Annotated in this window: 12 protein-coding genes; 6 read left to right on the forward strand and 6 right to left on the reverse strand. The window is 71.6% G+C overall.

From position 1 onward, the window contains the following. The first annotated feature begins 188 nt into the window (after positions 1-188). On the forward strand, positions 189-1,376 hold the full coding sequence (locus ACZ7M3_RS14805) for an RNA-guided endonuclease InsQ/TnpB family protein (RefSeq protein WP_472063489.1): 1,188 nt from the start codon (positions 189-191) through the stop codon (positions 1,374-1,376). 123 nt (positions 1,377-1,499) lie between these two features. On the opposite strand, the gene ACZ7M3_RS14810 is transcribed toward ACZ7M3_RS14805, so the two are convergent. Further along, entirely contained in the window at positions 1,500-2,141 is a 642-nt protein-coding gene (locus ACZ7M3_RS14810) for an O-methyltransferase (protein ID WP_472063491.1), read from the reverse strand. Positions 2,142-2,218: 77 nt separating this feature from the next. Here ACZ7M3_RS14810 and ACZ7M3_RS14815 point away from each other — a divergent pair, with 77 nt between their 5' ends. The 4 genes from ACZ7M3_RS14815 (at position 2,219) to ACZ7M3_RS14830 (ending at position 5,304) form a co-directional block, all read left to right on the forward strand. Then, positions 2,219-2,659 carry a DUF6086 family protein gene (locus tag ACZ7M3_RS14815; RefSeq protein ID WP_472063493.1) on the forward strand — a complete coding sequence of 147 codons (441 nt, stop codon included), beginning with the start codon at positions 2,219-2,221 and terminating at the stop codon, positions 2,657-2,659. Positions 2,660-2,809: 150 nt separating this feature from the next. Continuing rightward, positions 2,810-3,424 (forward strand): transcriptional regulator, encoded by a 615-nt coding sequence (locus ACZ7M3_RS14820; RefSeq protein WP_472063495.1) that lies wholly within the window; start codon positions 2,810-2,812, stop codon positions 3,422-3,424. Positions 3,425-3,438: 14 nt separating this feature from the next. After that, on the forward strand, positions 3,439-4,044 hold the full coding sequence (locus ACZ7M3_RS14825) for a toxin-antitoxin system, toxin component family protein (RefSeq protein ID WP_472063889.1): 606 nt from the start codon (positions 3,439-3,441) through the stop codon (positions 4,042-4,044). 6 nt (positions 4,045-4,050) lie between these two features. Then, a complete protein-coding gene (locus ACZ7M3_RS14830; protein ID WP_472063496.1) occupies positions 4,051-5,304 on the forward strand; it encodes an MAB_1171c family putative transporter in 1,254 nt (417 codons plus the stop codon). Here the strand turns inward: ACZ7M3_RS14830 and ACZ7M3_RS14835 are convergent. Further along, positions 5,289-6,374 (reverse strand): MerR family transcriptional regulator, encoded by a 1,086-nt coding sequence (locus tag ACZ7M3_RS14835; protein ID WP_472063498.1) that lies wholly within the window; start codon positions 6,372-6,374, stop codon positions 5,289-5,291. The genes ACZ7M3_RS14830 and ACZ7M3_RS14835 overlap by 16 nt on opposite strands. Positions 6,375-6,518: 144 nt before the next feature. Here ACZ7M3_RS14835 and ACZ7M3_RS14840 point away from each other — a divergent pair, with 144 nt between their 5' ends. Continuing rightward, positions 6,519-7,436: an ATP-grasp domain-containing protein gene (locus tag ACZ7M3_RS14840; protein WP_355615628.1), complete on the forward strand. Its 918-nt coding sequence runs from the start codon at positions 6,519-6,521 to the stop codon at positions 7,434-7,436. Here ACZ7M3_RS14840 and ACZ7M3_RS14845 read toward each other — a convergent pair. The 4 genes from ACZ7M3_RS14845 to ACZ7M3_RS14860 are packed head-to-tail and all read right to left on the reverse strand — an operon-like array spanning position 7,417 to position 10,016. Further along, positions 7,417-8,061, reverse strand: coding sequence for a hypothetical protein (locus ACZ7M3_RS14845; protein ID WP_472063500.1), 645 nt, complete (start codon positions 8,059-8,061; stop codon positions 7,417-7,419). The two genes, ACZ7M3_RS14840 and ACZ7M3_RS14845, sit on opposite strands and share 20 nt — an antisense overlap. After that, positions 8,030-8,866 (reverse strand): FkbM family methyltransferase, encoded by an 837-nt coding sequence (locus ACZ7M3_RS14850; RefSeq protein ID WP_472063502.1) that lies wholly within the window; start codon positions 8,864-8,866, stop codon positions 8,030-8,032. The genes ACZ7M3_RS14845 and ACZ7M3_RS14850 overlap by 32 nt, the downstream gene beginning before the upstream one ends. Beyond that, positions 8,863-9,114: a Trm112 family protein gene (locus tag ACZ7M3_RS14855; RefSeq protein ID WP_472063504.1), complete on the reverse strand. Its 252-nt coding sequence runs from the start codon at positions 9,112-9,114 to the stop codon at positions 8,863-8,865. The genes ACZ7M3_RS14850 and ACZ7M3_RS14855 overlap by 4 nt, the downstream gene beginning before the upstream one ends. Further along, positions 9,111-10,016, reverse strand: coding sequence for a hypothetical protein (locus tag ACZ7M3_RS14860; RefSeq protein WP_472063891.1), 906 nt, complete (start codon positions 10,014-10,016; stop codon positions 9,111-9,113). Before ACZ7M3_RS14860 ends, ACZ7M3_RS14855 begins: the two co-directional genes overlap by 4 nt. Between the last annotated feature and the right edge of the window lie 10 nt (positions 10,017-10,026).

The raw sequence follows: 10,026 nt of genomic DNA on the forward strand, positions 1-10,026 counted from the left end.
CACGGACTTGAGGGCGATGTTAAGCGGTTGGTGGTGACGGCGAGTTGAGGGCCCCGTGGTCGGGGGTTGCCCTGGAAGGCAGGGCATGTCGGTCACTCGCACGGGTGATGTTGATCAATGGCTGCGCGGGAGGGGAACGGGGTGGCTAGGTTCGTGGCATATCACGCTTCCGGCTGTACCCGACGCCCGTGCAGGCGCAGCAGATGCTGCTGCACTGCGCGCACGCCCGGTACGTGTGGAACCTGGCGGTGGAGCAGCACGCGGACTGGCGCCCCGGCCGCAGGTCCGCGCCTGGCTTTGCGGAGCAGTGCCGCCAGCTGACCGAGGCCCGGCGCGAGAACGAGTGGCTCGCCGCTGGGAACGCGGACGTGCAGCAGCAGGCTCTGAAGGACTTCGCCACAGCCAAGAACGCCCGCTTCACCTCGGGGTTCGGCGAGCCGACCTGGCGCAGAAAGCGCGTGCACGAGGGCTTCCGGGTCATCGGTACCGGTCGTGTACCGGAGTTCGAGCCGGACGGCAGCCCGAGGCTGAACGCCAAGGGCAGGCAGGTCATGGGCCGCTCGGTCGTGGTGGAGAGGCTGAACCGGCGGTGGGCGCAGGTGAAGGTGCCCGGCTGTGGCTGGGTGCGTCTGCGGCTCACCCGTGCCGCACTGCCCGCCGCGAAGACGTTCCGGGTCACCTTCCGTAACGGGCAGTGGCATATTGCGTTCGCCGTCGTCCCCGAGCCGATCGAGGCGCCGGCGGCCGGCGAGATCATCGGCATCGACCGGGGTGTGACCATCACGGCCGCTCTGTCCGACGGCCGGAAGCTGAACTGCCCGCAGCTTACGGTCAGGGAGCGCGCGCAGGGCCGCAAGCACCAGCGGCGTGCCGCCCGCGCCCCGAAGGGCAGTGAGGCCAGGGCCGCCGAGCACGCGAAGGTAGCCCGGCTGAAGGCGCGCGAGGCGAATCGGCGCAAGGACTGGTGCGAGAAGACCAGCACGATGCTCGCCAGGTCGTGCGGCCTGGTGCGGTTCGAGAAGCTGAACATCAAGAACATGACTCGCTCGGCAAAGGGAACAGCCGAGCAACCTGGCAAGAACGTCCGGCAGAAGGCCGGGCTGAACCGGGTCATTCTCGCTCAGGGTTGGGGCCTGTTGAGGCGGCGCACTGAGCAGAAGGCTCCGGGCCGGGTCGAGGATGTGCCCGCACCCTTTACGTCGCTGCGGTGCAGTGCCTGCGGATGGATCGAGAAGAAGTCGCGCAAGAGCCAAGCCGACTTCGTCTGCGTGTCCTGCGGCTTCACCTGCAACGCCGATGAGAACGCAAGCATCAACGTCGCGGCAGGACAGGGCGGGATCCCCCGCCCCGGCGAACAGCCGGTGCCGGAGGGGTGACAGCGGTCGCCAGCCGTTCGAGCGCCCGTGAACCTCAACCCGCCTGGGTTGGAATCCCCCTCATTTAAGAGGGGGAGGATGTCAACGTTCCTACACCAGTGCGAGGGATTCCCGCCGACGGGCTCACTCCGATGACGCGCTCGTCCCCGTCGAGGCAGGCCGTCGCCGCGTGCCCACCAGCGTGGCGAGGTCCTCGGCGAGCCGGAGTTCGACCGTGTCCAGGGCGACATGCTCCAGCCAGTGCAGCCGGGCCCGGTCGGGGGCGCCTTCGTGCAGGGGCGGCCATCCGGTGGCCGGGGTGAAGTCGTCGACCACCACCGCGCCGCCCGGAGTCAGCAGGCGGGCGGGGTCGGCCGGGTCGTCGCCCGGCGTCTTGCCGGTGCCGCCGCCGTCCAGGACCAGCAGGTCGTACGGGCCGTGCTCGTCGATCCGCCGCCAGTCGCCGTGGATCACCTCGACCTCGGGCCGGTCGGCGAAGACCTCGGCCGCGACCCGGGCCCGCTCGGCGTCGCGCTCCGCGCTGAACAGCCGTACGCCCTCCCGCGCCCCGGACGCCAGCCACGCGAGCCCCACCCCGCACCCCGTACCCGTCTCACCGATCCGCTCCCGGGCACCGCCCGCCAACGCGTGCAGCAGACGGCCCTGCTCCGGACGGCACGCGTGCGCGAAGCCGTGACGACGCGCGGCGGCCAGGGCCCGTCGGACGAGCGGGGGGAGGGCGGCGGGGTCCGTGGCGGCGTGGGCGTCTGTTCCTGAGATCGACATGGAGGAGATCATTATCGCCGCGACGGCTCGGCCGGCGCTGATTACGCTGGTCCGTCGCGAGGGGACGAGGTGGCGGCATGAGCCAGGACTACGACATGGGTGACGAGACGCTATGGAATCCCTCCAATGGGGCGTCCCGGTTGTTTCTTCGTCAAGTGGCGCTTTTTGAAGCGGAGTTGGAACTCCCGTCGGGTATCGGGCCGATGGTGAACGACGAGAGCCGGATCGACCGGGACGCCTTCGCGGTCTTCGTCGACGCGCTGCTGGCGTGGCATCGAAGAACGGGTCACGCCGTCATGCTGGCCCTCTCCGAAGGCTTCGCCGCCACGGTGCTGGTTCTCGCGGAGCGCGGCGGGGTCGCGGTGGACTGGGCGCGGCTCGGTGCCGCTCCGGACGGCCCGTCGGAGAATGTGCAGATCTCGGCTCTCACCGGGATGTCCGCCCCGCCGGAGGGCGGCACCTGGGAGTCGCGGCTGCGGGAGAGGTCGCGGGAATTGGGTCGCTTCATGCCCCGTTAGCCGGGGCGATTCCGGCTGTCCTGCTCCGCGGGAGCGATCGTTCTTGAACTGGGAACGATCGTTCGGAAAGCATGGCGCGGGCCCCGTCGGGGACCGTAGTCTCGGCCCACAGCGTGAGAATTTGACGGATCAACTGCCGGGAGTGCATGGGTGAGTGCGTCGCTGACTCCTCTTCGCGAGACACTCGCGCGCCTCGACGCGCACCTCGCCGAGAAGGGCCTCGATCGCGGGGAGGTCCTCGACGTGGGGGAGTTGTCGAGAAGAACGGCCCTGCCCGAGGGGGAGGTCCGGGCGCTCCTCGACGGGGCGGGGGTCCTCGACGACAAGGTCGACGACCGCATCCGCGGGCGCGTCCGCGCGCTGTACGAGGCGTATCTCGACGAGAGCGGGAAGCGGGCCGCCGACGTGTGCCGGGACGTCGCCGGGCGGCTCGGGATCAGTGACAAGTGGGCCCGCAGTCTGCTCAACGGCGACAAGATGCCGAACGTGCCCGACCTCACCCGGCTCGCGGAGTTCTTCCACATCGAGGACGGCACGAAGTTCTTCACCGATCCGGCCCCCGTCGTCCTGAACGGCGCACTTCAGCACGTCGTCACTGAGCTGGACGGCGGAGCCGAGGACGGGCCGCTGCTCAGGTTCACCCTCAAGCACGGAGTCGTCACGCTCGCCCTGCGGGGCCGACGGCTGACACCCCGCAAGCAGGAAGCGCTCACGCTCATGCTCGAGGGTCTGCTGAGCGGCGAGAGCGAGGAGGCGGAACAGTGAAGCCCTTCCTCAAGATGCGGCCGGTCCGTCGCGCGTGGAAGCGCGCCGCCGTTCTCCTCTCCCGCCGGGCCGACTCCGAGATGCACGGCCTCGCCGTCGAGCTCACCCGCGCGCTGAAGAAACGACTCGACGCGCCAGTGGACGTACGGGAGTTGGCCGAAGCCCTCTGCCAGGAGATGAGCCGGCGCCGCGACGACCGCCCCATCCAGCTCCGCTTCGAGCGCTTCCCGGACGAGATCGAAGTCACCGGGCTGTGGATGGAGTTCCACGACTTCGACCTCGTCATCGTCGAGGAACGCGCCGAGACGGTGCAACAACTCGTCATACTCGGACACGAGTTGTGGCACATGATGGCGGGGCACTCCCACTCCCCCCACCACTACGCGGGAGCGGCCGCCGCCAGCGCGCTGTCGGACGACCCCGGCTGGCAGGAGATCGCGCTCACCGTCGCCGCCCGCAACGGCTCGCACGAGGACGACGAGGCCGAGGCGGAGGACTTCGGCCTGCACCTCGCCAGCGTCTTCCGCTCCTGGGTGACCGGCCCGCGTACGAAGGGCCCCGTCGACCCGGTCGGACGGGCCATCCAGGCCTCCCTCGGCTACCGCGGACCCCAGGACTGACCGGCGATGAATCCTTCCCGCTTCTTCGCCGGGTTCTACATCTCCTTCTGGATCCCGACGGCGGTCCTCACCGCCGCGCTGGCGATCAAACTGCCCAGCATCGTCAAGCTGTGGAAGGACCCGCTGCTGCGTGCCGTCGGCGGCCTGCTCGTGCTCGCCTGCGGCGTCTTCGTCTTCGCGGCACCGGCGACCATCGCCCGGACCAACCGCGTCACCGGCGTACCGAACATCGCGGCCCCCCTGGTCTACAGCCTCATCACCGCGTTCTGCGGCGCCTGCCTGCTGCTGATCACCGCATGGCGCAACGGTATCTCCGCCCGCTCCGGCGTCACCCGCCGCGCCACCCGTTGGGTGGTCACCGCCTACGCGAGCGTGATCGTCGCACTGTGGGTGCTGTTCGCGCTCGCCGATGTCCCCGTCGAGCGGATACGGGACCTCGACACGTACTACGCCAACACCCCCTTCATGCGCGAAGAGATCGTCCTCTACCTGCTCGCGCACACCGTGGCCGGCCTGATCACGTCCAAGCTGATCTGGAACTGGATCCGCGCGGGCGGACTCGACGTCTGGCTGCGCGGCGGTCTGACGTTCCTCGGCGCCGGCTACGTGATGAACCTGCTCTACGACAGCTCCAAGTTCTGCGCCGTCGTCGCCCGCTGGACCGGCCACGACCTCGACTGGCTGAGCACCGGGTTCGCCCCGCCGGTCGCCTGCCTCTCCGCCATCCTCATCGCGGTCGGCTTCATCCTTCCGCACACCGGCCAGTATCTGCACCGCCGCGTTCGCACCCGGCTCGGCCACTGGCACCTGCGCCCCCTGTACCGCCTGATGGGGCCCGTCACGGGCGGCGGACGCGTCCCCTTCCGACTCCGTGCCACCCCCGAACTGCGCCTGACGCGCCGGGAGACGTTCATCCGGGACGCGCTGCTGCACCTGTCCCGGTTCATCGACGAGGACCTCCGGCGGAAGGCGTACGACGCCGCCCTCGGCCTCGGCTTCGGGGCCGGCCGGGCGGGGGCCCTCGCCCACGCCGTGACCATCCAGGACGCCATCGAGACCAGGAAGCGCACCCGCCAGGACGACGCCGCGCCCCTCAACACCCCGGACATCAACACCCCGGACACGGAGAACCTGCTGGCGGAGATCGATGCCGTGTCCCGCGCCCTGCGCCACCCCGCCGACATCAGGGCGGTACGCGAGGCCGCGGCCGGCTCGGCGCGGAGCGTGCCGGGCCCCACCCTGAGTCAGCCGAGCCGCTGATCCCCGTCGGCCTTCACCGTCTCCACCACGTCGGCCACCACACAGCTCACGTTGTCGGGCCCGCCGCCGTCGATCGCGGCCTCGACGAGTGACCGTACCGCCGCGTCGGGAGCCGGGGCCGCGCCCAGCAGCCGCCGGAGCTCCTCGTCCGCCACGACGGTGGAGAGCCCGTCCGAGCAGAGCAGGTAGCGATCCCCGGGCAGGGCGTCGCACAACCGCAGATCGGGTACGACGGAGTCGGCGCCGCCGGTGAGTGCCCGCAGGAGCAGGGCACGTTGGGGATGGACGACGGCCTCCTCCGGAGTGAGCCGGCCCTCGTCGATCATCGACTGGACCATGGTGTGGTCGTGCGTGATCCGGAACAGCTCGCCGTCGCGCAGCAGATAGGCGCGGGAGTCGCCGATGTGGACCAGCCCGAGCTGGGATCCGGTCCACACCATGGCGGTGAGGGTGGTGCCGTCGTCCTTGCCCGGTGCGGCGTCCCGGACGGCCCGCGCGGCCCCCTGCACCGCGTCCTCCAGAAGGTTGAGGACGCTCCCGCCCGGAAGGGGTTCCCCGTCCAGGGACTTCAGGGCCCGCACGGCCGCCGTACTGGCGGGCGCCCCACCCGTGCCGAAGCCGTCGGCCACGGCGAGGACGCGGGCGCCCGCGTGGGCGGTGTCCTGGTTGGCCGGGCGGACCAGACCGGTGTCGGAGAGTGCGGAGTAGCGGAGTTCGAGCATGGTGGTGTCCTTCCTCGACGTGTACGAGAGGTGATCCACGAGAAACGCCACGAGCTCCCGCCGACCGACGGTCTCGGCCTCGACCCGCGCCCAGTAGGCGCGGATCTCCCGGGCGGCGGACGCGTCGTCCAGAGCGCACACCTGCCGGATCCGGGCCAGCGGCATCCCGATCCGGCGCAGCCATGCCACCAGCCGTGCCCGCTCCAGTTGCGCGACGGCGTAGTACCGGTACCCGGTCTCCGGGTCGACCCGGGCGGGTCGCAGCAGCTCCAGCTCGTCGTAGAGCCGCAGCGCCTTCGGCGACAGCCGGCACGCCTTCGCGAAGGCCCCGATCGTCAGCATCCCCATGCGCCCACCCGTGGTCGTGCCGTGCCCGTCATGCGTTCCTCGTTCCGCCACCGATGCTGCGGCTTCACCGAAGGTGAAGGTCAAGTGGGCTGCCAGAGTTCCCTCGGTCGTTGTTAGCCTCCCTGGGGATCAGCCGTTACCAGGATGGAGTCCGCCGTGGCCCGCACCGTCGCCGCCCGCGCACGTATCGCGCTCGCCACCTACCGGCCCGAGGAGGGCGCGGAGAGCCTGGACCGGGATCTGCCCGTGCTGAGGGCGGCTCTGGAGGACGCCGGGGCGGAGGCCGTCGTCGGGTACTGGGACGATCCGGACGTCGACTGGGCGGCCTTCGACCTCGTGGTGATCCGGTCCACCTGGGACTACAGCTGGCGGGTGGCGGAGTTCGTGGCGTGGGCCGAGCGGTGCGGGAAGCTGACGCGGCTCGCGAACCCGGCGGCGGTGGTGCGGTGGAACACCGACAAGCGGTACATCGGCGATCTCGCGGAGGCGGGGGTGCCCACCGTGCCGACCCGGTACCTCGCGCCGGGTGAGCCCGCGGAGTTCCCCGACGACCGCGAGTACGTCGTGAAGCCGACCTCCGGCGCGGGTGCGCGGCTCGCCGCCCGGTACCGCCCCGAGGAGCGGGAGACGGCCCTGCGACAGCTGGAGCGGATGCACGACCGGGGGCTGACCGCCATGGTCCAGCCGTACCTGACCAGCATCGACACCGCCGGTGAACGCGCGCTCCAGTTCTACGGCGGCCGTCTCCTGCACGCCAGCCGCAAGGGCGCCGTGCTCGAACCCGGCACGGCCTACGACGCGGACAAGGTCGCGCACCCCCGCCTGGAGCCCTGGCAGCCGACCCCGGCCGAACTCGCCGTCGCGGAGCGCGCGTTGGGAGCCGTACCGCAAAGGACGGGCGGCTCGGAGCTGCTCTACGCCCGTGTCGACCTCGTCGACGGCGACGACGGGAACCCGTGTGTCATGGAGCTGGAACTCGTCGAGCCGAACCTGTTCCTGTGGCTGCACCCGGAGTCGGTGCCCGTGGTCGCCGAGGCCGTCGTCAAGGCCGCTCTCCGCTGACGGCCACGCGCTGCAGCAACCCCCACGTGAACTCCGCCGCGCCCTCCCGCGGTACTCCTGACGCGTCCGGAGCCGTGAACGCCAGGCCCCAGCGGGTCGGCGCCGTGCCCTCCAAGGGGCGGGCGGGGGCGAAGGCGCGGGCGACCTCGTCGACCGTGCAGGACCAGGGGGTGAGGTCGTCGAGGGTCTCCAGCCGGGGGCTCGGAGCGTCGGGGGCGCGGACCAGCCACTCGTTCCAGGCGACGCCGTTCGGGGCGACGAGGACCTCGAAGCGGAGGTCGGGCCAGAGGGGGACGGGCCAGAGCAGGGCCTCGCAGGCCAGGTCGCCGACCCGGCGAGGGGTGACGGACTCGGGGGCGCCGAGGATCGAGCGGATGGGGGTCCCCCCTGTTCGAGCGGAGCCGAGAACTTGGGGGAGGGAGGTCGCCGCTCGGGAGCGCGGGGCGTGCAGCATGGCCTGCCAGCGGCGGTTGGCCTCGCGCATGTCGACGATGGAGACGCCCAGCTCGTGGCGGGCGTCCTCGACGAGGCCGGGGTTGTGGTCGGCCATGCGGCGCAGCAGGACCAGTTGGAAGTCGAGCGGGGTGAAGGGGCTAGCGGGTCGCTTGGCGGGCATGGGGTCCATGGTCGCGCATCGGGAGGGAGCCCGGTCGGCGGCCGCCCGGGAGGAACAGGACCGAGTTGACGTAGCGGGGGCCGCGCGGGGGCAGGACGCGGCGCAGCAGGCCCTGGGCGGCGACATGGGAGGTGCGTGCCTGGTGGGCTTCCAAGGGGAAGGACGCCAGGGGCAGCCAGGTGGCGGCGGGCAGGACCCAGCCCGTGTAGCCGCGCTGGGTGAGATGGTCGACCACGGGGGCGATCGGCTGGATGCGGGACTCCAGTTCGATGAAGAGGGCCGGGCGGTCACGGGTCAGGAGGGCCTCCGCGCCGCGCAGGACCGCGAGTTCGTTGCCGTCCACGTCGATCTTGACGAAATCGACGTCGTGGAGGCCCAGGCCGTCGAGGGTCACGCACGGGACCTCGACCGCGTGGGCGTGGATGTCCCGGCGGATCAACGACGACACGCCCCGGTCGCCCGCGTCGTCCGGCGGGAGCCAGAGCCGCGCCGTGCCCGGACGGTCGGAGGCGGCGGCGCGGATCACGCGGACGTGGGAGGGGGTGGTGGCGGAGAGGAGCCTGGCCAGGTGCGGGACCGGTTCGAGGGTCACCACGCGGTCGGCCAGGCCCGCAAGACGGTGGGTCCAGGGGCCGTACCAGCCGCCCACGTCCACCGCCGTGCCGCAGCCCGGCGGGCAGAGGTCCGCGAGGCGGCCCAGTTCGGGTTCGAAGCGCGGGTAGACCAGCCGGGCGCTCGCCGCGACGAGGCGGGTGGGGAGGTGCGGAGCGAGCCGGGCGGCCCAGGTCCTCGTCGTCTTCGACGCCCTCGTCATGGCACCATCCGCTTGAGGAGTTCCTCGTGCTCGTCCTCCGTGACCTGCTCCCCGGAGGACGGCAGCAGCTGTGGGATGCCGTCGACGATCGGGTAGCGGCGGTGCAGGCGCGGGTTGTACAGCGCCTCCCCGGCGCTCGGCTCCGCCCCGGAGTGCGGCGCCTCGTCGTCGCTCGAGGTCAGCAGGTGCAGTGGGCCCTTGTCCAGTGGGCAGGCCAGGATCTTCAACAGCGGGTCGTCGGGGTTCACGGTGGCGTCAGCTCCTTGGCCACGATGGGGGGTTGGGATGCCGCGTCGTGCTTGGGCATGACCAGCAGCACGGACACCGCGAGGGCGGTGCCCGCCAGGCGCAGCGTCAGCCGCACCGGGTCGTGCGGCAGCGCCTCGCCGAACGCGAGCGTGCCGAGCACCGCCGTGAACAGGCTGGTCACCGTCGTACAGACCGGCACGATCAGCGAGGCCCGGCAGCGCTGCAGCGCCGCCTGGGACATGACCAGGCCGAACGCGCCGGTGAAGAGCAGGAGATAGGGGTACGGGGAGCGGAGCACGCCGATCACCGCCCCCGCCAGGTCACTGGTCGTCAGATAGCTCGACACGCCCTTGATGGCCAGCGAGCTCACCCCGTACAGCAGGCCCACCGCCACGCCGTACTCGACCCCCGTCGTCGGCATCCGGTGCCGGTGCCGCGCGCGGCGCTCGGCGGCCCCGTACAGCCACAGGCCCGCCGCCAGCGAGGGCAGACAGACGGTCAGGATCAGCGGCGCGGGGGCACTGCGGCTGACCCGGTCCGAGCCCTCGCGCAGGGAGAGGACCACCATCAGCAGGGCCAGCAGGATCGCGCCGAGCGCGTACCGCTCGCGGCCCGACGTCTCCTCGCCGAGCAGCCGGGCGGAGAGCAGCACCAGCAGCACGAGCCCGGAGACGAAGATGCCCTGGGCGGCGGCGATCGGCAGCGTGCGGTAGACGGCGAGCTGGGCGCCGAAACCGGAGGCCAGCGCCAGCGAACCGCCGATCCACAGCGGGCTGCCGAGCACCAGCCGCAGCAGCCGGGCGGGGCGGCGGATGTCGACCTCGGGCAGTGCGGCGAGCGCGCGCTTCTCCAGGACGAATCCGGTGCTGTACAGGACGTTCGCCAGCAGGGCCGCGGCCACTCCCCACCAC

This window comes from Streptomyces sp. NPDC111656 (assembly GCF_055656965.1).